This is a genomic window from Brachybacterium sacelli, from assembly GCF_017876545.1.
GTDB lineage: Bacteria > Actinomycetota > Actinomycetes > Actinomycetales > Dermabacteraceae > Brachybacterium > Brachybacterium sacelli.
Genome location: NZ_JAGIOD010000001.1, coordinates 1,711,597 through 1,731,886 on the forward strand (window position 1 = coordinate 1,711,597; position 20,290 = coordinate 1,731,886).

A 20,290-nucleotide genomic window follows, 5' to 3' on the forward strand; every position below is an offset into this window, starting at 1 on the left:
GACCTCGGCGGCCCGTCGCCGGCGCGCCCCGCCCGAGTCAGCGCTCCTCGAGGAGCGCCTGGAACGCGACCGCGGCCGCCTCGGCGACGAGCCGGTCGTCGTACTCGGCGTCGGCCGTGTCGCGGTGTGACATCACTGCGATCACGATCGGCGCGCCGTCTCCCGACGGCCACGCGATGCCCAGGTCGTTGCGGGTCCCGTACGCGGCGGCGCCGGACTTGCTGCCGACCTCCCACCCCTCGGGAGCGCCGGCCATGATCAGCGTGTCGCCCGTGGTCGTCGTCGTGAGCATCCGGGTCAGCAGCTCGCTCTCGCCGGCATCGAGCCCGCCGTCGAGCACGAAAGCCCGCAGGGACGACGCGAGAGCACGAGGCGTGCTGGTATCGCGGTCATCGCCGGGAGAGACGTCGTTGAGGTCCGGCTCCCAGCGATCCACGCTCGTGGTGCGATCACCGATCGCCCGCAGCGCGGCCTCGAGCCCTGCGGGGCCGCCGAGCCGGACCAGGAGCAGATTGCCCGCGGTGTTGTCGCTGTAGCGCACGGCGGCGTCCACGACCTCGCCCAGGGCGATCGTGCTTCCGACGTGCTCCTGGAGGATCGGCGAGTACTCGACGAGGTCTTCCGCCTCCACCGGGACGGGAGCCTCCAGGTCGGGATCCGAGGCGAGCACCGCGGCGGCGGCGAGGGCCTTGAGGGTCGAGGCGTGGCCGAACCGGTCCTCGGCCCGGTGCTCGATCCTCGCGCCGCTGCCGGTGTCGAGCGCGAACACGCCGAGGGTGGCGGCGAAGCGGCTCTCGAGGGCGCAGAACGCTGCGCCGAGGGAAGCGGCCTCCCCGGTGGCGGACGCGGGGGCGGCAGCCGCGGCCTCGCGACCCGGCCCCGCGGCACAGACGGTGAGCGCAAGAGGCGCGGCGGACAGGATGACGGTACGGCGGGAGACGGGTGTCGTCACGGTGACCTCCTCAGGATCTGTGCGTGCACCCTTCACCGTCCGACGCCCTGGGACCAGGACGGTATCGGCATGGAGCATGTCATTCCTGCATGGCTCTTCACCGGATGCCTGGGTACCCTCGTCCGGGTGGACGTCGTGCAGGCATGGCAGGTGGTGGTGGCCGTCGACGACTACGGCAGCATCAGTGCCGCGGCCGACGTCCTCGCCCTCGCCCAGCCGGTCGCGAGCCGCCGCGTGCTCCACCTCGAGGAGGAGCTGGGGGTCCGCTTGCTCGAACGCGGCGGACGCGGCACGCGGCCGACCGCCGTCGGACGCTCGCTGCTGCCGACCGCCCGACGACTCCTCGAGGCCGCGGCTGCCCTCGAGGCCGAGGCCGCCCATGCGCGCCGCCGTCCCTGGCGCCTCGGCATCCCGCGGACCTGGAGCGACCTCGACGCCGCTCGGCTCCTGACCGCGCTCGGACCGGACGCTCCCGAGATCGACCTCCACCGGGCCGCTCCGACCGACCGCCTCGACGCCCTGCAGGACGGGGGAGCCGACGCGGCCCTCCTCCCCGCAGCCCCCGACGAAGAGGCCTGGCGACAACCGCTCGGACTCGCCACCGCCCACTCCCAGCACGGGAGCGTGCACCTGGAGGAGCTGCGGCCCCGGCGCACCACCGTCCGACGCACCCGGATCCTGCTCGACGAGGAGGACGAGGTGGCGCATGTGCGGGGTCGGCTGGAGCAGGCGATGGACATGCACGGGCTCGCGGCCGATCAGCTCGCACCGAGAGGTGATCGTGCGCGGGCACTGGCGGATCTCGCCCTGCACGGAGACCTGCTGCTGTGCACCGCGCGCGAGGCGCGGGACATCGGATGCACCTGGCGTCCCCTCGACGGGATCGACCTGCACCGCACCTCGCGACTCGAGCTCGGGGTGGGAAGCAGCCTCGGCGAGAGGACCGACCTCGTGCGCGAGGCATTCGGCGCCGTCCTCGAGAACGAGCCCTCATGAGAGTCGGGAGCGAGTTCCACGAGGTCACCCGCCGCGTCCGCGAAGAGCTGGACGCCGCCGGGCTGAGCGCCTCGATCCTCGCCCGCGACCTGGGAACGGGGGTGGAGATCGCTCTGGATGCGGACCGGACCTTCCCGGCGGCCTCCCTCGTGAAGCTGCCGCTGGGTGCCTTCGTCCTCGGGCAGATCCACCGCGGAGAGCTCGATCCCGCCCGACCGGTCGCCGTCGCCCCGCAGGGCATCTCCGTGCCGGGTCCGGCCGGCACCACGCGATTCCGTCACGAGGCGCGCGTCGCCGTCGAGGATCTGGTGACGCTCGCGATCACCGTCAGCGACAACGCGGCGGCCGACGCCCTGCTCACCGTCGTCGGCCCGGAGCAGGTCAACGCGTGGCTGAGCGAGACCGGTCTCGCGGAGATCCGGGTGCGGCACACGCTGTCGACCCTGCACGCCAGAGCGCCCGACGGGAACTCCGCCGAACACACGCGGCGCACCCACGTCCTCGCCCAGCGCGGCGGTTCCGCGTCCGGTCACCACGCGATGCCCGAGTTCGACCGGTCACGGGCGAGCATCGGCACCGCCCGCGCCTTCGCCACGCTGCTCACCGAGATCTGGCGGCCCACCGCGATGCCGCAGCCGGTGGCCGCCCGGCTGAGGGAGCTGCTGCACGCCAACGTCCACCGGCAGCGGCTCGCGCCCGACCTGGCCTCCGACGCCTCGCGCTGGGCCTCGAAGACCGGCACGCTGCTGAACCTCCGCCACGAGGTGGGGACGCTCGAGGAGGAGGACGGGTCCGCCCTCGTGCTGTGCGCGCTGAGCGCCTCGCGCGTGCCGGCGGGGGAGCAGCCGGCGGCCGATGCCGCGCTCGGCGCCGCCGCGCGACAGGTCCGGGACGCCTTGCGGGCGGCGTTCCCGCGGGAGCTCTGAGCGAAACACCGGCCCTGCGATGCCGCGGCTATGGCCCGGTGTGAGCGTCAGGTCCGCAGGTGGGAGGCCCCGTTGAGGTCGAGGATCGTGCCGGAGGCCCACTGCGCCTGGGGCGAGGTGAGGTAGAGGATCGCCGCGGCGATCTCGTCGGCCGTCCCCACCCGTCCGAAGGGGCTCTGCGCCCGCAGGTCCTCACCCGCCGCGCTCGCGAGCTTCGGCTGCTGGCGCTCGGTGGCGACGAAGCCGGGAGCGACCGAGGCGACCGCGATGTCATGCGGGGCGAGGGCGACCGCGAGGGACTGGCCGAGGGCATGCAGACCTGCCTTCGCCGCCGCGTAGGCAGGGGTGTCGGGCTCCCCGCGGAACGCCCCGCGCGAGCCCACGTTGACGATGACGCCCGGCGCCCCGCGGGCGATGAGAGACCGCGCCACCAGATAGCTCACGTTCGCCGGAGCCGTCAGATCGACGTCGATCATCCGCGTGAACCGCTGCTGCCAGGTCTCGTAATCGACCTCGTCGACACGGTGTTCCGTGTTCGCCCCCGGGGCGAGCCCGGCATTGTTGACCAGCACATCGAGCTGTCCGAGCCCGGCCTCTGCCTGCTCGACCACGCGACGCGCGGTCTCGGGGTCGGAGAGGTCGCCGCCGACGAGCACGTGGCCCTCGCCGTGCAACAGTGAGACGGTCTCCTCGCCGTCCGCCCGACGCGAGGCGTAGTGGACAGCCACGCGTTCTCCCCGCTCGCTCAACGCGATCGCCGTGGCTCGCCCGATGCCGCGGGACGCTCCCGTGACCAGTGCACATCTCATGTGGAATCTCCTTCGTGGGGTGGTCGGCGGGAAATCGCCTGCGGCTGTCTCAAGGAAGCGTGCCCCGGTCACCTGAGTCGTCTGTGCTCTCCAGGAGCACTCTCGAGGGCGCGCCCGGGTTCACGCCCCGGATGAGCTGGAGGGGTCGAAGAGCAGTTCGCTCGCTCGGGCGAGGACGTCCCTACGCGTGTACTGGCCGTGGTCGGCGATGATCAGATGTGTGCCGATGGCGGCGCTGAATGCGAGCAGGCTGCGTGCCTCGACCTCGGCGGGGTCCGAGAAATGCTCGCCGAAAGCTTCTCGCAGGAGATTCATCCGTCGATCGTCCACGCGTCGCAGCCGCTCGGCGATGCTCGGCTCCTTCCGCGCCCACTCGCGGATGGCGAGATCGAGGGGGAGCCGTTCCGGGGAGAAGGTGAGCCTGCCCGCCCGTACGGCTCTCGCAGGCCCGTCGGCGCCCTCTGCGTCGACGGTGCGGAGCACGTCGTCGATGACGTCGTGTTCCCACGCTTCCATCATCTCCTGCAGCAGTGCCTCGCGGTTCGTGAAGTGCCCGTAGAAGCCACCTTTGGTGACCCCGAGTCGCGTCGCGAGCGTCTCGATCCGCACCGCATCGGGGCCTCCGTCGGCCAAGGCCTTGAGACCCTCATCGATCCATCTCCTACGGGGTGTGCGCATCGTGCCGGCCACCGGTCACCTCCTGCCGTCCGGGTGAACTATACGTGACCGTACATATGATGCTACGGTCGATGTTATATACTCTGCCGTATAGATCAGAGGTGAACGTGATGTCCCGCCAGGATCAGGCCGACGGCCCGGCCGATCGCACACCGAGCTCGTCACCCTCCATCGAGGATCTCCGCATCGAGAAGATGCTCGGAACGGGTGAGGTCGAGGATCGAGCTCTCGCCCGCTGCGGCCTCGCACGCATCGACTACGTCGACCACTTCGTGCTCACCACTGCCACCGGAACCCGCGCGACGTCGGAAAGCTGGGCGCGGGCCATGTTCGGCGATGTGCCCGATCGCGGCGAGCGTCTGATCTGGCAGGGTCTGCTCCAGCTCCGGTTGCGTCCGGGTCCGTCCCCGTCCACCGTCGCAGGCTGGCACATCGCCCGGCGGGAGAAGCAGTGGATCCGATTGGAGACGTCGTCCTGGGCGGTGCGCGCCGAGCTCGTCATCCACGTCACCGAGCACTCGGTCTCCTTGACGACGTTCCTCCAGTACGTGCGGTTCGTCGGCCGCCTGGTGTGGACAACGTTGTCGCCGGTCCACCGTCGCCTCACTCCTGGGATCCTGCGGAAGGCCACCGCGACGACGGAGGATCCTCACCGCGGTCGGCGTCCCCGTCGACCCTGACGGGTTCTGCCCGCGGGCCCGCTGCGCCCGCCCGCTCGGTGACCGGGACGGCAAGACCCTGAGAGGATCGAGGTATCGGACCTTCCAGGATCAGGGGGCGCTGACGTGATCACTCGACGACGCTTCACCGCGCTCGGGGTCGCCGTACCCGCGGCCGCCCTCCTCGCTGCCTGCACCGAGCCGGGCGATGACCCCGATGCCGGCGCGAGCCCCGGCGATTCCGGGGCCGAGGTCCTCACCACCGGCCTGCAGGCGCCCTGGTCGATCGCCTTCGCCGGCGAGACCGCGCTGATCAGCGAACGCGACACCGCCCGCGTCCTCGAACTCTCCGCCGACGGGAGCACCCGCGTGATCGGCGAGATCGACGGCGTCTCACCCGGCGGGGAGGGTGGTCTGCTCGGTCTCGCCGTGCATGAGGGGGAGCTGCTGACGTACCACACCGCGGAGGGCGAGAACCGGATCGAGCGTCGGACGCTGACCGGATCGGCCGGGTCGTACGGACTCGGCGAGTCCCGCGTCGTGCTCGAGAGCATCCCGTCGGCCGGGGTCCACAACGGCGGCCGCCTCGCCATCGGGCCCGACGGGATGCTGTACGCGACCACAGGTGACGCCGGGGACCGCGACAGCGCCCAGGGCCCCGGCTCACTGAGCGGGAAGATCCTGCGGATGACGCCCGACGGGGGAGTGCCCGAGGACAACCCTTTCCCCGATTCGCTCGTGTACAGCCTCGGCCACCGCAACTCACAGGGGATCGCCTGGGCCGCGGATGATGCGATGTACGCCAGTGAGTTCGGGCAGGACACCTGGGACGAGCTGAACCGCATCGAGGCCGGTGGGAACTACGGCTGGCCCGCGGTCGAGGGGGTCGCCGACCAGGAGGACTACCGCGATCCGCTCCAGCAGTGGCGCCCCGAGGAGGCCAGCCCCAGCGGCATCGCCATCACCGGCGGGCACCTCTATCTCGCCAACCTCCGCGGGCAGCGGCTACGGGTGGTGCCTCTGACCGACCCGTCCACCTCCACGGAGCTGCTGGTCGAGGAGCACGGGCGGCTGCGCGACGTGGTCGTCGCCCCCGACGGCTCGCTCTGGGTGCTGACCAACACCACCGACGGTCGTGGTGATCCTGCCGAGGAGGGCGACAAGATTCTGAGGGTGGCGGCGCAGTGAGGACTTCTGCATGCCGCGGTGGACGGGGAGAAGTAGGCGCCTGATCGTCGTGCCCTAGGCCGCGCGCAGACCGCCCATCGCGAACTCGTCCCTTCTCGCCCGCCGTGATCCGTGTTACGTTCTCGGCGGTTGACGGTTAACCGTCAACCAAACGTCGACCGACGATCCGAAGGCACCCCTCGACGGCGAGGACTCTCGAGCATGGACTCATCGATCTGGACCGCACCGGTCACCTCGGCGCCGAGCGCGCCCAAGCTCGGCGAACATGTCGCGCGCGAACTGCGGCACGCGATCATCAGTGGCTCGCTCGGCCAGGGCACGCACCTGGTCGAGGCCCGTCTCTCACAGATGTTCGACGTGAGCCGCGGTCCCGTCCGCGATGCCCTGCAGCGGCTCACCGAAGAGGGGCTGGTGGAGTCGCGTCGGCGCGGCACCTACGTCCGAGGTCTCAGCATCGACGACATCGACGAGTTGTACTCCCTGCGCAAGCTCATCGAGCGGGACACTCTCCTGCGGTGCATGAGCGCCGAGCGGATCGACGTCGACCCTGCTCGGCAGGCACTGGAGAACATGCGATCCGCGCAGGCGGCGCAGAGTGCCCGTGAGTTCGCCAAGGCGGACCTGGACTTCCACAGCGCGTTCTACACCCTCGCCGGCCATGGCCGTCTCGAGAACATCTGGCAGCAGTACCGACCGACCTTCGCCGGGATGCTCGAGGTGACCAACGCCGAGGACCGCGACCTCTCACCGACCTTCCACGACCACGAAGTCCTCCTCGACGCGGTGATCGCCCGCGACGAGGACCGCGCCGTCGCGCTGCTGGAGGACCACCTCGAAGGATCCCGACGCCGCATGCTCAGCGCCTACGGCCGCTACCACGACGTCGCCCCCACGTCACCCGACGCGGCACCGACGACCTCGAACTGATCGACCCGCCGGCGTCCCGGGCGCCGCCCCCGCGCCCGTCACGGAATCCCGACGATGCGGCTCCAGTTCCGCCAGTGCACCGAACACGAAGGAGTGTCCACCATGAAGGTCTCCCGCAGATCCACACTGATCGCAGCACCCGTCCTGGCCGGACTCGTCGGCTGCTCGAAGGTGTCCGAGGAGGGTGCGGACTACCCCACCGATGACCTCAGACTGATCATTCAGGCGGACCCGGGCGGCGGCTCGGATCTCTCCAGCCGCGCCCTCGCGAAGGAGATGGAGTCCGAGCTCGGCGTCTCGGTGGTCCCCGAGAACATGCCGGGAGCAGCCGGTGCCATCGCCATGGAGTACGTCGGCGAGCAGCCGGCGGATGGGTACGTCATCGGATTCTGCCCGGTCGAGATCGCCATGCTGAACACCACCCAGAACGCAGACGTGCTGCCGGAGAACTACACCTTCATCGGGCAGATCATGCTCGCTCCCGGTGTGATCAGCGTGGCGGCCGACAGCCCCTACGCGACGCTCGAGGATCTCATCGAGGCCGGAGCCTCCGAGGCCCTGACCGTGGGGACCGCAGGGGCAGGATCGATCTGGGAGGCCGCCACGCTGGGGGTGAACTCCCAGGCCGGCACCCAGTTCAGCCCCGTGCCATATGACGGGGGAGCGCCCGCGGTTGCGGCCGCGGCCGCTGGGGAGACCGACGCAGCGGTCTCCGGCGCCGGTGAGGCGATCGCCCAAGGCGACTCGGTGCGGATCCTGGGGATCATGCACGACGAGACGATGCCCGATCTTCCCGACACACCCACCTTCGCGGAGGCGATCGGCGAAGACATCCAGTTCGGCGGATGGGGTGGCATCTACACCGCCGCCGACCTTCCCCAGGGCGTCCTGGCCACGCTCGAGGCAGCGGTCAGGACCGCCGTCGAATCGGACTCCTACCAGGAGTTCCAGGAGAACGCGGGGAATCTCGTGGTCCACAAGGACGCCGAGGAGTTCACGACCTTCGTCCAGAAGCAGTTCGAGGAATTCCAGGAGCTGCTGGGGTGACGACATCGGAGACGAGACACGAGGAAGGAGCGATCATGACCCCTGCGGAGCTCACGCCGGAGCCGGCGAGCGAAGGGACGACGAGCCCGACCGAAGCCGACGACCACCGACCCGCCGGCCCGGCTCCCTCCCGCTCCCTGGAGATCGGCGTCTCGTTCGGTACGGTCCTCGTCTTCGGCGGGGTGCTCTACCTCGCTATCACCCTGCCGCTGCGCGCAGAGGCCGCTCCCGGGCAGATCGATGCGCGGTTCTGGCCGACGCTGCTGGCCGGGACGGGACTGGTGATCGCGGTCGGCCGGTTGATCACGTCGACGATCGCGGCGCCGGAGGAGCGGCGTGACCTCGACGCTCGCCGGCCCGGCGGATTCCGGCGGGTGCTTCTGACCTTGCTCATCACGGCCGCCTTCGTGGCGGTCTGGTCCGTCGGAGAGGTCGTCCTGGTCGGCTATCGGATCCAGCTCTTCCCGATCGCCATGGTGGTGTATCTGGTCGCTCTCCTCGCCCTGCACGGGGCACGCGGCTGGAAGCCCTTCGTGCTCTTCCCGATCCCGCTGGCGCTGGGCACCTACCTCCTGTTCGGCATCCTTTTGAGGATCCCGCTATGAGCGTCATCGCTGACGGGCTGACCGCTCTCGCCTCGTGGGAAGCCGTGCTGTGCCTCTTCCTGGGCCTCGGCCTCGGTCTCCTGGTCGGTGCGTTCCCCGGGGTCACAGCCACCATGGCCGTGGCGCTCGCCTCCGGCTTCACCCTGAGCCTCGACCCGGTCGCCGGCCTCTGCGTCCTGTTGACGATCTATGTCGCCGCGAACTTCGGCGACCGCATCCCCGCGATCCTCATCAACACCCCTGGGACTCCCGCGTCCATCGCGACGACCCTCGACGGGTATCCGATGGCGAAGAAGGGCCAGGCCGGCATCGCCCTCACGCTCTCAGCTTTCGTCTCTGCGGCCGCCATCCTCCTGAGCATGGTCGTCTTCGCGACCGTGGCGGTGCCCGTGGCCACGCTCGCACGCGACTACTTCGGCTCCCCGGAGCTGTTCGCCCTTGTCGTCTTCGGCCTGACCGTGATGATCGGCATCTCCTCGAAGTCGGTGCTCAAGGGAATGTTCGCGGGCATCATCGGCTTGCTGCTGGGGACCGTCGGGCTGTACGCCGCGACAGGCGACCAGCGGTTCACTTTCGGCATCCCAGAGCTCGCGAGCAACGAGGGGGTGCCGTTCATCGCTGTGATCATCGGCCTCTTCGGGGTGGCGGAGCTCTTCGACCAGATGCTCACGTACGCTCCGAGCCGGACCAAGCCGATCTCCTCTCTCGGCCGGTGGTGGCCGAACCGCTCCGAGCTCCGCGGCTCCGCGAAGCCCTTCGGCATCTCGGCCGTGGTCGGGCTGGTGACGGGACTGATACCCGCTGCAGGCGGGGACATCGCGGGCCTCATCGGATGGGACCGGGCCAAGCGCGCCTCCAAGAACGGCGCCACCTATGGCACCGGCAACTACGAAGGAGTGGTCGCCTCGGACACCGCCTCGAGCGCCACGCTCGGTGGCTCCTTGACGACGACCATGGCGCTCGGGATCCCCGGCGATTCCGTGATGGCGGTGATGATCGGCTCCATGCTCGTATGGGGACTGAATCCCGGGCCGGGACTGTTCACCTCGCGACCGGACCTGGTCGTCACCATGACCGCGATCATGGTGATCGCGGTGGCGCTCTCCCTCGTCGCGAGTCTGCTGCGTCTGCGCGGGATGGTGAAGCTCCTCGACACCCCCAACCACTACCTGTGGCCGGTGATCCTGGTGTTCTGCATGGTCGGCACCTACGCCACCACGAACAGCATCTTCACGGTGGTCATCATGCTGATCGCCGGGGTGGTCGGCGTCGTCCTCAAACGCCTGCAGATCCCCGCCGGACCGATCGTGCTGGGCCTGCTGCTTGGACCGATCGCCGAGGAGAACCTCGCCCGCACCCTGGTGCTCCAGGGCGACTCCGGCTTCTTCGGGGTGTGGAGTCCAGTCGCTCTCGGGTTCTTCGCCCTGGCAGCTCTGTCCCTTTTGGTGCCACTCCTGCAGAGGCGCACCACGGTGGTTCCGGAGCCCGGCGCCGCCGAGTCGGACGACCCCGCCGACGCGCAGCAGCACCACGGGCCCCCCACCTGACAGTTCCCGCACCCATCCACGCATGCCCAGGAGGCACGACACCCATGGCCACACAGAACTACCGCCCCGAGGTCATCACGGCCGTACCGACCGGATTCACCCCCACCGGAGAGGTCGATCTCGAGGCCTCGCGCGCTATCCTCGAGTTCGTCGCCGCCTCCGGGAACGAAGGCGCCTTCCCGCTCGGCACGACAGGTGAGTTCCCCTCACTGAGTCGACAGGAACGGGGAGGGCTCGCCGCGCTGGCCGTGCAAGTCCTCAGCCCCCACATGCGCGTGATCGTGCACGTCGGCGCGGCCAGCCTTTTCGAGGTGCTTCGTCACATCGAGCAGGCCCGCGAGGCGGGCGCTCGGGAGATCGCAGTGCTGACCCCCTACTACCTCCCAATCACAGACCAGGCGCTGCTCGACTTCTTCACAGCCGTCGACCGCGCCTCGTCGGGGCTGCGCGTATTCGTGTACGTCTACGCGAAGAGGTCGAACAATGCCGTCTCCCCACGCGTGATGCAGGACCTCTCGAGGCTGCCGAACATCGCGGGGGCGAAGGTGAGCGAGGAGCCGCTTTCTCTGTTGGGGGAATACCGCGACGTGGTACCCGAGGACTTCACTCTCTACACCGGCGCGGACCGGGACCTCCTCGGGGTAAGCGAGCACGGTGCGCAGGGCGTCGTCTCCGGCGTCTCCTCGGTGCTGCCGAAGCCCTTCCGGGCCGCCGCAGAGGGGGCGCGGAGTCGTGACGAGGTCCAGGCCGACGTCGACCAGGCCGTCAGCGCGATCGCCGGCGACGTGGGGCGCATGCACTACGCCTACGAGTTGCTCGGCGTGCGGTCCGGGACCTGCAGGATGTCGATCGAGGCGCCGGACGAGCAGGCGCGGGCGGCCGTCGAGGAGGCCGTCACGACCCTCGGCTGACCGCCGGGTGGCCGCTCCGTCTATGCCGGGCCCGCCTCGGGATCGTCCTCGTCCCTCAGCATGTCCCGCATCGAGGCCCGGAGCGTCGGCGTGACCTTCAGGGGGACCTCCTGATCGACCAAGCCGTGATGGCCCAGCCAGAGGGTGAGCACCGTGCCGGTGGGAGTCGTCGAGATGTGGAGGTCGAGGAGCTCTGAGGCGGCCTCCGGGCCGACAAGGAGCTCGTCGTCCTGGACGGAGTGCGCCTCACCCGCGCGCAGCTGCAGCCCGTGCGCGGAGCAGACGTCGAAGGAGTGGTGGTCGAACTCGAACCATTCCTGCGGCATCGACCTGCAACCCCGAACCTCGCACTGCACGGGGAACGCGTTGGCGTGACGCCTGGCACTGAATCGCATGATCGCGGCTCCCTCCTACTCCACCGTAGGCCCGCGGGGTGCTTCCGCCCAAGAAGCCCGACCGGTCGGATGAGAGGACGGCGGAAGCCCGCTCAGCGCCGCCAGAAGAAGCAGTGCGTGGCCCCGCTGGCAGCCGTGATCTGCTCGAGATGGAAGCGGTCGGTGAGCTCTTCCGGGTTCTCCCACAGGCGCAGTCCCGTTTCGTACTCCAGCGGAGCGATCGCCACGTGCATCTCGTCGACGAGGTCCGCCTCGAGGAATTCGCGCAGCGTGGTGACGCCGCCGCCGATGCGCACGTCCTTCCCGTCGGCCGCGTCCTTCGCACGGGCCAGCGCCTCCTGCGGGGAAGCGTCGAGGAAGTGGAAGGTCGTCTCGCCGAGGGTGAGATCGGGGTGCGGATGGTGGGTGAGCACGAACACCGGGGTGTGGAACGGGGGCTCCTCTCCCCACCAGCCGATCCAGCCGTCGTCGGGCCAGGGACCGCGCTGGTGCCCGAACTTGTGACGACCCATGATCTCGGCACCGATGCCGTGGGCGAAGTCGCGGGTGAAGTAGTCCTCGAGCCCGCGCGTACCGCCCGGCTCGGCACGGGCGGGGACGGACGCGGTCTCCAGCGCCCAGGCCATCAGCTCACCAGGGTTCACGTGCCCGAAGGGCTGCTCGAGGCTCTGATCCTCCCCGGCGCCGATGCCGTCACGGGAGACGGTGAAGTTCTGGACTCGGACTCTTTGCGTCATCGCGCACTTCCTGAAGGAGATCCTGGACGACCTGCCCGCCCCATCACGCCCCCGCACGGGCCATCCGTCGACGCGGGGTCACAGGTACGGCCGGGTGATCAGCTCCAGGTAGCGGCCCGACGGGTCGAGCAGGTGGACGCCGCGACCGCCGTGCTCGTGGATACGCTACCGCGGGCCGGGACGGGTATCCAGGGGAAGCGGGGCATCGACTCGTGACCGGCACCCGACGCGGGGCCGCGGCGGTCACGGGTCGACGCGCGTCGGGGTCAGTCGGTCTTGTCCTTGTTCCCGAACATGCCGTCGACCGCGCCCTTGACGCTGTCCCGGGCATCCTGGGCCTTGCCCTTGAGAGCGGCCTTGCCCTGCTCGGCCCGGCCCTCGGCCTCGGTCTCCTTGTCGCCGGTCAGCTTGCCGAGGCCTTCCTTGGCCTCGCCGCCCAGCTTGTCCTTCGAGTTCTCGAACTTCTCTTCGCTGCTCATCGGTGCCTCCTGGCGGTGATGTGACGACGGACATCGTCCGGTCCGCCGAGCATAGGACCCACGGCGCCGCCGCCACCGACCTGCCGGTCAGGCTCGGGTGATGGCGTCGTGGAACCAGGTGGTGATGGTGGTGGGGTGGGTAATGGCGGTGCCGACGGTGATGGCGAATGCTCCGGCTTCGCGGCAGGCGGCGGCCTGGGTGGGGGTGTGGATGCGGCCTTCGGCGATCAGGGCGGAGGTTTCGGGGAGGTGTGTGGTGAGGTCGGTGAGGAGTTCGAGGTCGGGTCCGGTGGTCTTGGGTCGGGTGGTGGTGTAGCCGGCGAGGGTGGTGCCGATGAGTTCGATGCCGGCGTCGGCTGCGGCGAGGGCGGAGTCGAGGGAGTCGCAGTCGGCCATGAGGGGGCCGTCGAAGTGTTCGCGGAGGGCGTGGACGGTTTCGGTGAGGGTGCGGCCGTCGGGTCTTTCGCGTTGGGTGCCGTCGAGGGCGAGGATGTCGGCGCCGGCGTCGAGGACGGCGAGGCAGTGTTCGAGGGTGGGGGTGATGAACACTCCGTCGGTGCCGTCTTTCCAGAGTCCGATGACGGGGACGTCGACGGCGTTCTTGACGGCGTGGATGTCGTCGAGGCCTTGGGCGCGGATGGCGGTGGCGCCGCCGGTCTGGGCGGCGGTGGCGATCTGGGCCATGGTGGCCGGGTCGCGCAGGGGTTCGCCGGGGTAGGCCTGGCAGGAGACGATCAGCGTGCCCTCGAGCGGGGCGATCAGAGGATGCATGGGGAACCTTTCAGGAGGATGGCGAGTCGCCGGCCTCGGCGAGCAGGCGATGGACGTGCAGCGCGATGTACGCGGACTCGCTCGAGCTGAGGGTGTGCCCCCAGGACTCCTCGAGCAGCGCGGAGATGTCCCGCGCGATGCGCATGGCATCCGGCAGGCCGGTCTCCAGAGCGTCATGCAGCAGCGCTGGAGCATCTGCGACCTCGCGCCCCTCGGCCAGGCGCGTGAACAGATACCTCAAGTGGGTGACGAACCGAGCGGCGGCCGCGCCCTGCCGATCCAAGGGTTCCCCGCGGTAGGCGTCGATGCGGGAGAAGATCTCGGTCAGGGACTGGGTCATCAGCACGGTGCGGTCGATGACCTTCTGCGAGAAGCTCACGCTGACGAAGTGGAGCGCGAAGGCGGTGGCCTCCTGCGAGGGCAACCGGGTCCCCAGTCGCTCCGCGATGATCTCCAGGGCCTCCTGGCCGATGCGGGTCTCGCGCGGATAGAGGTTGCGCACCTCCCACACCAGGGGCATCTCGATCTCGATCCCCTGCTCCGCCCGTCGGACTGCCTGGTGGAGGTGATCGGCGACGGGCACCAGCAGGACGTCCGAATGAGTGAGGCCTGCGGAATGGTCGAAGGCGTCGACGATCGCTGCGGCGGTCTCGAGCACCGGCACCGGGATCGCGGCCAGCGTATCGGCGGCGATCTGAGCGCGAGCGGCGTTCTCGGGCACGTACACGGTCTCGATCCGCCCAGGGTCGAGCACCGTGCCGCGGCTCATGCCGAAGCCCACGCCGGGCCCGGTGATCACCACGGAGCGGTCGCTGCCGTCCAGCGCGAGCACCACGTTGTTGTTGTGCACGCGCTGGACGACGAAGCGATCAGCCCTGACGCTCATGGTCCCGTGATCGTCAGGACGGGGGCCCCGGCGGCGGCCTCGAGATCGACCTCGCCGACGGCGCGCTCGGCGGCATTGGTGACGATGACCGGGGTGATCATCGAGGGCACGTGCTCCCGCACCGTCTCGAGGTCGACCTCGAGCAGCGGGGCACCGGGCTCGACGTCGTCGCCGACGGCGCAGTGGGCGGTGAAGCCCTCGCCCTTGAGGGTGACGGTGTCGATGCCGACATGGATCAGGATCTCTGTTCCGGCCGCGGTGCGCAGTCCGACGGCATGGAGGGTCTCGGGGACCATGACGATCGTTCCGGCGACGGGGGCGGTGATGCGCCCGTCGGAGGGATCGACAGCGAAGCCGGGCCCCATCAGCCCGCCCGAGAACACGGGGTCGGGGACCTGGTCCAGCGGCAGCAGGCGTCCGCGCACCGGCGCGGCGACCAGGTCGCCGGGGGTGGCGGCCTTCTTCTTGCGGTGCATTCCGAACATGGGAGGCTCCTTCGTGGGGTGGGGGAGAGGCACGTCGATCAGTCTCGAGGGGATTGACTGGTCTCCTGCCGACTCGTTCCTCGTCAGCACGTCGATCAATCCTGGTCAGTCCTGATCAGTCGTCGTGACCGATGATGTCGTTGATGTGGCTCTTGTATATGACGGCCTTTCCGCCGTACACGGCTTGGACGCCGCCGGAGACCTCGAAGACATCGACCGCTCCGAGATCCTTCAGCGTCTTCTTGTCGACCTTGGTGGCGTCGTGCACCGAGACTCGGAGCCGGGTGATGCACGCATCGACGTCCTCGAGGTTCTCCTGACCGCCCAGCGCGTCGATGATCTGCCGGGAGGTCTCGCGGGCACCGGCCTGCCTGTCCGCGGTCGGCGCGTCGATGCCGGTCGCGGTGCTGGTGGGGGCTGCACCCTTCGCGCTGGTGGCATCCTCGACCATCTCCTCGTCGGTCCGCCCTGGAGTCTTGAGGTTGAAACGGGTGATGAAGAAGCGGAACGAGACGTAGTACAGGCCGAACCAGATCAGCCCGATGGGGATGACGTACAGCCAGTGGGTACGGCTCTCGCCCTGGAACACTCCGAACAGCAGGAAGTCGATGACGCCGCCGGAGAAGGTGTTGCCGATGCGGATCTGCAGCAGATCCGCGATCAGGAACGACAGCCCGTCGAGTACGGCGTGAAACACGTACAGCAGCGGAGCGACGAACAGGAACATGTACTCGATCGGCTCGGTGATGCCGGTGACGAACGAGGTCAGCGCGACGCCGAGGAACAGACCCATGAGCTTCGCGCGCCGCCCCTTGGGCACGCAGTGATACATCGCCAGGCAGGCCCCCGGGAGTCCGAACATCATCGTCGCGAATCGTCCGGCGAAGTACTTGGTGCCCTCGGTGTACAGACCGCTGTGGTGCGGATCGGCGAGCTGGGCGAAGAAGATGTTCTGCGCCCCGGAGACGGTGGAGCCGGCGACGGCCTCGGTCCCGCCCAGCGGCGTGTACCAGAACATCGGGTAGATCATGTGGTGGAGGCCGACGGCGCCCGAGAGACGCAGCAGGAATCCGTACAGGAACGTCCCCACCGGGCCGAGCCCTGCGATGCCCTGGCCGGCGGAGACCAGGGCACCCTGGATCGGCGGCCAGATCAGGAAGAACAGCGCACCGATCGGGATCGCGACCAGGGAGACGATGATCGGCACGAATCGCGAGCCGCCGAAGAAGCCCAGGACCTGCGGAAGCTGGATGTTGTGGTACCGATTGTGCAGCCACACGGCGAGCGCGCCGATCGCCAGCGCCCCGACGATCCCGGTGTCGATCGCTTCTCCCTCGGGATCGAAGATCCCCAGCAGTGAGGCGGTCGAGCCGGTCATCACCAGGTAACCGACGATGCCGGCCAGGGCGGCAGTGCCCTTGTCCCGCTTGGCCAGGCCGATGCACAACCCGATCGACAGCAGCAGCGGGAGGTTGCCGAAGACGACGGAGCCGGCGTCGGACATGACGGTGAAGACGGTCTGCAGGATCGCAGTGTCCAGCACCGGGTAGGTGGCGACCGTGGTCGGGTTCGACAACGCGCCGCCCACGCCGAGCAGGAGGCCGGCGGCGGGCAGGATCGCGATCGGCAGCATGAAGGCCTTGCCGACCTTCTGGGCCTGTTTGAAGGGAGCGCCGAGACGTTCGCGCACTGTGCGCGGAGCATCGGGGGTGGCAGTGGACGGGGAGGAGGACATGGGGGACCCCAGGGGTTAACGGGGTGGCCAGGTCTTGCCTCTGTCGAGTCACAATCCTGCGAACGCTCGAGAGTAAGGCCCCGACGACGAGACGGTCAACTTGCCGGCACCCGATGGTCGTCGTCCGGGTCCCGGCGCCCCCGCTCACACGTGGTCGCGCGGGATCGTGGTGCTCCACGTCTGCGAATGCACCCGCTCCTCACCCTCCCAGGCGTCCAGCTCGGCGTAGAGATGGAAATCGCTCGCGCTCGAGGTGAGCACGGTGCGGGTGGTGGCGCCGGCCTCCCAGGCGCCGCGGGAGAAGCCGATCTTCCACAGCGTCTCGCCGCGCACCGAGCTGACGTCGCCCGCGTCGAAGGTGTAGGCCTCGCGGGCATCGCGCCGCACGGCGAGGTCGATGTCGTCCAGCAGCACGATCCCGAGGTCCTTGACCACGTCGAGCCGGCCCGTGAGGTCCACCAGGTCGCGGCTGACCTGCCAGGCCTGTTCGCCGGCGGCGAGCTGCGTGGTGGCGATCGGTGCGGCCGCCTCCGGGTCCTCGAAGACCGGGGAGGTCTCGTCCTCCGGGACGGGCCGCACCGGCAGCGTCAGCTCGCTCCCGGCGGGGTGGACGGTCAGACGCACCGGTTCCGGCGGGGGCCACACCACCGGCCAGTACGAGGTCGAGAGCGAGGCGCGGAGCCGGTGCCCGGCGGGGAAGCGCTGCGCCACGCCGTTGAGCTGGACCTGCACGGTGCGGCGCTCGCCGGGGGTCAGTGCCGTCGGCTGCGCGGAGCCGCTGTGGTGGGTGAGGTTCAGGACGCCGTAGGTGACCCGGGTGGCCTCCCCGTCGGGCGCGACGTCCGAGAGTCGCACGATCACCTGCGCCACCGGCTGGTCCACCGCGATGTCCACGCTCATCAGCGGTGCGCCGAGGATCTCGAGCGGCTCGCTCAGCTCCTCGCTGGTGAACACGAGGGAGCCGCCGTCCTCCTCACGCTGGTCGTAGGGCAGGTCCGGCGGCGCGTTGTAGGAGCACCACTTGCCGGCGAACTGGCCCACCGACAGCGGGGAGCGCACGGACTGCGGGGCGCTGTCGGACTCCGTGCCGGGTGGATGGATCCGGTACCTGCCCAGCGGGAAGCTGGTGGGGACGATGCGGTCGCTGGGCCAGGAGTCCTCGCCCACCCAGCGGCCCGGACGGTTCTCGTAGGTGGTCGCGGGCGGGGCGTGGTCCTGCATCCAGATCGTCAGTGCGGGGCCGTCCATCGCCCCGTTGTCGCGGTCGTCCTTCAGCCAGTGGTCCCACCAGGCGACGACCTCCTGCAGGAAGCCGATCGCGGGGCCGGGCTCGCCCAGGTGCGGATACTTGTGGCTCCAGGGCCCGATCAGGCCCCGCACCGGGGAGCTCAATCCGGCCAGCAGGCGGAAGACGGCGTTGGAGTAGCCGTCGGCCCACCCGCTCACGGCGAGCACCGGCACCTCGATGGCGCTGTAGTCCTCGACCACGGAGCCGTGACGCCAGTAGTCGTCGCGCCGCTGGTGGCGCAACCAGGTCTCCAGCCACAGGCCGCTTTTCTCCAGCCGGTCCTGCCACATCTGTCGCCAGGCGTCGCCGACCAGCGCGGGGTCCGGCGGGCAGGCCGTGTAGGCGAACATGGTCGAGGCCCAGGAGAGGTTGTCGGTCAGCAGGCACCCGCCCATGTAGTGGACGTCGTCGGTGTAGCGGTCGTCGGTCGAGCTCAGCGTGATGATCGCGCCCAGGCTCGGGGGTCGACGAGCTGCGACCTGCAGCGCGTTGAAACCACCCCACGAGATGCCCATCATCGCGGTGCGGCCCGAGCACCACGGCTGCCGGGCCATCCACGCCAGCACCTCCTCGGCGTCCTGCAGCTCCTGCTCGAGGTACTCGTCGGTCAGCACCCCTTCGGAGTCGCCGCTGCCGCGCAGGTCCACGCGCAGGCAGGCGTAGCCGTGCCCGGCCATGTACGGGTGGTGCAGGGAGTCGCGCTGGGCGGTCAGGTCCCGTTTGCGGTAGGGGATCATCTCCAGCACCCCGGGCACCGGATCCGCGTCCGCGGAGACGGGCCGCCACAGGCGGGCGGCCAGGTGCGTCCCGTCGGACATCTCGATCCACAGGTGCTCGGTCTCGTCGATCTCGTGCGGGAAGGTCGTGACGGTCCTCATGGGGTCCTCACCTCGTCGATCTCGAACTCCAGGGTCTGGGCGCAGCGGCGGTAGGCCTGCGCGATCTCCTCCTCGTCGGCCCCGCCGGTGTAGACGGTGGCCAGGATGCTGCTGTAGCCGTCCTCGTAGAAGCGCTGCGAGAGCTGCTCCTCGGGGAGGGCCCGGATGTGGATGCTGGTGCCGGGCAGCTCCTGCTCGAGCCGGGCGATCTGCTCGCCGGTCGGCACCGAGCGCACGATCCCGTCGCCGAAGTGCCGCAGGAACCATTTGGCGGCCACCGCGTGGCCCCCGGCGCCGTGGGGGAGCTGCGGGGTGCGGCCGAAGGCGATGTCGATCATCGCCTGATGGTTGGAGGCACCGTCGACCATCTCGAACAGCGGGGCATGCTCCTGGGAGTGCCGGGCGTTGACCTCGAGCAGGCGGATCGCGTCGGTGGCCTCGTCCCAGAAGAACTCGATGTTGAACGTCGACTCCCGCAGGCCGGAGGCCTCGACGACGCGGCGCGAGATGTCGCCGATGCGTTCGCGCACGCCCCACGGTGCGCTGGAGGGGTACTGGTAGCGCTGGAAGCTGGAGGTGCCGGGATAGTCGAAGGAGTCGACCACCCCGTAGACCACCACCTCACCGTCGTGGCTGAAGCCCTCGAGGGTCATCTGGTGCCCGCTGACGGCCTCCTCCACCAGGCACGCCCGGCCACCGACGTCCGCGATCTCCCCGGGCAGCTCGGCCATGTCCAGCACCTGCTGGAAGGGCGGGCCCAGACGGTCGATCACCGCGCGCACGTCAGGCAGGTGCCGGCGCAGGTCCGCGTCGTCCTCGAGCTTGAACGCGCCCGCGGAGGAGGCGGCGTTGACCGGCTTGATCCACACCGGGTACTGCATCCTCTCGGGCAGGACCGGTGCGGGGATGTCGAGGTCCAGCAGGCCGAAGCCGGGGATCTCGTCGATGGCATCGCGCTGGACGACGCGGGCCCAGTACTTGTGCTCACAGCGCAGCACCGCGAGGAGATCGGCCGACGGCAGGCCCCGGCGGGCGCACAGGATCGGCACCATGGTCACCATCGGGAAGTCCCAGAAGCTCGCGATCGCATCGACCGCGACACCGGCGGTATCCAGCTCCTCCTCGGCCCGGTGCAGCAGCGTCGGCATGTCGATGTGCGCGCCCTGCAGCTCCTCGAGGGACAGCAGCCGGTGGAACTCGAGCTCGGCGGCGCCGGGCAGACGGCGCAGGATCTCCAGGTTGCGGTGGTCGAGCCCGAGGAGGAAAACGTGGCGCGTCATGAGCGATCTCCTGCGGCCGGGTCGTGCACGGGGGCGAGCACGTGGATCTCCATCGTGCGGTCGGGCTCCTGTCGCGTAAAGGAACGGCGACCGGCTGGTCGGCGTCGACCC

The 20,290-nt window shown here is 69.7% G+C and carries 21 protein-coding genes; 9 read left to right on the forward strand and 12 right to left on the reverse strand.

The window, feature by feature from the left end; translation table 11 throughout:
* Positions 1-37: 37 nt before the first annotated feature.
* Positions 38-952, reverse strand: a complete 915-nt coding sequence (gene bla, locus JOF43_RS07580; protein WP_342592109.1) for a class A beta-lactamase — start codon at positions 950-952, stop codon at positions 38-40.
* A gap of 126 nt (positions 953-1,078) precedes the next feature.
* Here bla and JOF43_RS07585 point away from each other — a divergent pair, with 126 nt between their 5' ends.
* Both JOF43_RS07585 and JOF43_RS07590 read left to right on the forward strand, forming a co-directional pair.
* Positions 1,079-1,948 carry a LysR family transcriptional regulator gene (locus tag JOF43_RS07585; protein ID WP_209900823.1) on the forward strand — a complete coding sequence of 290 codons (870 nt, stop codon included), beginning with the start codon at positions 1,079-1,081 and terminating at the stop codon, positions 1,946-1,948.
* Positions 1,945-2,874, forward strand: a complete 930-nt coding sequence (locus JOF43_RS07590) for a serine hydrolase (protein WP_209900825.1) — start codon at positions 1,945-1,947, stop codon at positions 2,872-2,874. The genes JOF43_RS07585 and JOF43_RS07590 overlap by 4 nt, the downstream gene beginning before the upstream one ends.
* A gap of 47 nt (positions 2,875-2,921) precedes the next feature.
* Here the strand turns inward: JOF43_RS07590 and JOF43_RS07595 are convergent, their stop codons facing one another.
* Both JOF43_RS07595 and JOF43_RS07600 read right to left on the reverse strand, forming a co-directional pair.
* The gene (locus tag JOF43_RS07595; protein ID WP_209900827.1) at positions 2,922-3,683 is read right to left on the reverse strand and encodes an SDR family NAD(P)-dependent oxidoreductase; all 762 of its coding nucleotides are present in this window, start codon (positions 3,681-3,683) and stop codon (positions 2,922-2,924) included.
* 120 nt (positions 3,684-3,803) lie between these two features.
* The gene (locus tag JOF43_RS07600; RefSeq protein WP_209900829.1) at positions 3,804-4,373 is read right to left on the reverse strand and encodes a TetR/AcrR family transcriptional regulator; all 570 of its coding nucleotides are present in this window, start codon (positions 4,371-4,373) and stop codon (positions 3,804-3,806) included.
* A 98-nt stretch (positions 4,374-4,471) separates the two neighbouring features.
* On the opposite strand from JOF43_RS07600, the gene JOF43_RS07605 reads away from it, so the two are divergent.
* The 7 genes from JOF43_RS07605 (at position 4,472) to JOF43_RS07635 (ending at position 11,245) form a co-directional block, all read left to right on the forward strand.
* On the forward strand, positions 4,472-5,041 hold the full coding sequence (locus JOF43_RS07605) for a hypothetical protein (protein ID WP_209900831.1): 570 nt from the start codon (positions 4,472-4,474) through the stop codon (positions 5,039-5,041).
* 105 nt (positions 5,042-5,146) lie between these two features.
* On the forward strand, positions 5,147-6,208 hold the full coding sequence (locus tag JOF43_RS07610) for a PQQ-dependent sugar dehydrogenase (protein ID WP_209900833.1): 1,062 nt from the start codon (positions 5,147-5,149) through the stop codon (positions 6,206-6,208).
* A gap of 201 nt (positions 6,209-6,409) precedes the next feature.
* Positions 6,410-7,135, forward strand: a complete 726-nt coding sequence (locus JOF43_RS07615) for a GntR family transcriptional regulator (RefSeq protein ID WP_209900835.1) — start codon at positions 6,410-6,412, stop codon at positions 7,133-7,135.
* A gap of 102 nt (positions 7,136-7,237) precedes the next feature.
* Positions 7,238-8,182 carry a Bug family tripartite tricarboxylate transporter substrate binding protein gene (locus JOF43_RS07620; protein ID WP_209900837.1) on the forward strand — a complete coding sequence of 315 codons (945 nt, stop codon included), beginning with the start codon at positions 7,238-7,240 and terminating at the stop codon, positions 8,180-8,182.
* Between the two features lie 35 nt (positions 8,183-8,217).
* Positions 8,218-8,787 carry a tripartite tricarboxylate transporter TctB family protein gene (locus JOF43_RS07625; protein ID WP_209900839.1) on the forward strand — a complete coding sequence of 190 codons (570 nt, stop codon included), beginning with the start codon at positions 8,218-8,220 and terminating at the stop codon, positions 8,785-8,787.
* Positions 8,784-10,334, forward strand: coding sequence for a tripartite tricarboxylate transporter permease (locus tag JOF43_RS07630; RefSeq protein WP_209900841.1), 1,551 nt, complete (start codon positions 8,784-8,786; stop codon positions 10,332-10,334). Before JOF43_RS07625 ends, JOF43_RS07630 begins: the two co-directional genes overlap by 4 nt.
* A 44-nt stretch (positions 10,335-10,378) precedes the next feature.
* Positions 10,379-11,245 (forward strand): dihydrodipicolinate synthase family protein, encoded by an 867-nt coding sequence (locus JOF43_RS07635; protein WP_209900843.1) that lies wholly within the window; start codon positions 10,379-10,381, stop codon positions 11,243-11,245.
* A 20-nt stretch (positions 11,246-11,265) separates the two neighbouring features.
* Here the strand turns inward: JOF43_RS07635 and JOF43_RS07640 are convergent, their stop codons facing one another.
* From JOF43_RS07640 to JOF43_RS07680, 9 genes are all read right to left on the reverse strand, one after another.
* Complete coding sequence (locus tag JOF43_RS07640; RefSeq protein ID WP_209900845.1) at positions 11,266-11,571, reverse strand: hypothetical protein; 306 nt, start codon at positions 11,569-11,571, stop codon at positions 11,266-11,268.
* 161 nt (positions 11,572-11,732) lie between these two features.
* The gene (locus JOF43_RS07645) at positions 11,733-12,377 is read right to left on the reverse strand and encodes a dihydrofolate reductase family protein (protein ID WP_209900847.1); all 645 of its coding nucleotides are present in this window, start codon (positions 12,375-12,377) and stop codon (positions 11,733-11,735) included.
* Between the two features lie 266 nt (positions 12,378-12,643).
* Positions 12,644-12,856: a CsbD family protein gene (locus JOF43_RS07650; RefSeq protein ID WP_209900849.1), complete on the reverse strand. Its 213-nt coding sequence runs from the start codon at positions 12,854-12,856 to the stop codon at positions 12,644-12,646.
* Between the two features lie 87 nt (positions 12,857-12,943).
* Positions 12,944-13,627, reverse strand: a complete 684-nt coding sequence (locus JOF43_RS07655; protein WP_209900851.1) for an N-acetylmannosamine-6-phosphate 2-epimerase — start codon at positions 13,625-13,627, stop codon at positions 12,944-12,946.
* A gap of 10 nt (positions 13,628-13,637) precedes the next feature.
* Positions 13,638-14,513 (reverse strand): PRD domain-containing protein, encoded by an 876-nt coding sequence (locus tag JOF43_RS07660; protein WP_209900853.1) that lies wholly within the window; start codon positions 14,511-14,513, stop codon positions 13,638-13,640.
* On the reverse strand, positions 14,510-14,998 hold the full coding sequence (locus tag JOF43_RS07665; protein ID WP_209900854.1) for a PTS sugar transporter subunit IIA: 489 nt from the start codon (positions 14,996-14,998) through the stop codon (positions 14,510-14,512). Before JOF43_RS07665 ends, JOF43_RS07660 begins: the two co-directional genes overlap by 4 nt.
* A 115-nt stretch (positions 14,999-15,113) precedes the next feature.
* The gene (locus JOF43_RS07670; RefSeq protein WP_209900856.1) at positions 15,114-16,733 is read right to left on the reverse strand and encodes a PTS transporter subunit EIIC; all 1,620 of its coding nucleotides are present in this window, start codon (positions 16,731-16,733) and stop codon (positions 15,114-15,116) included.
* Positions 16,734-16,877: 144 nt separating this feature from the next.
* Positions 16,878-18,899: a CocE/NonD family hydrolase gene (locus tag JOF43_RS07675; RefSeq protein ID WP_209900858.1), complete on the reverse strand. Its 2,022-nt coding sequence runs from the start codon at positions 18,897-18,899 to the stop codon at positions 16,878-16,880.
* The gene (locus tag JOF43_RS07680; protein ID WP_209900859.1) at positions 18,896-20,179 is read right to left on the reverse strand and encodes an ATP-grasp domain-containing protein; all 1,284 of its coding nucleotides are present in this window, start codon (positions 20,177-20,179) and stop codon (positions 18,896-18,898) included. Before JOF43_RS07680 ends, JOF43_RS07675 begins: the two co-directional genes overlap by 4 nt.
* Positions 20,180-20,290 lie beyond the last annotated feature (111 nt).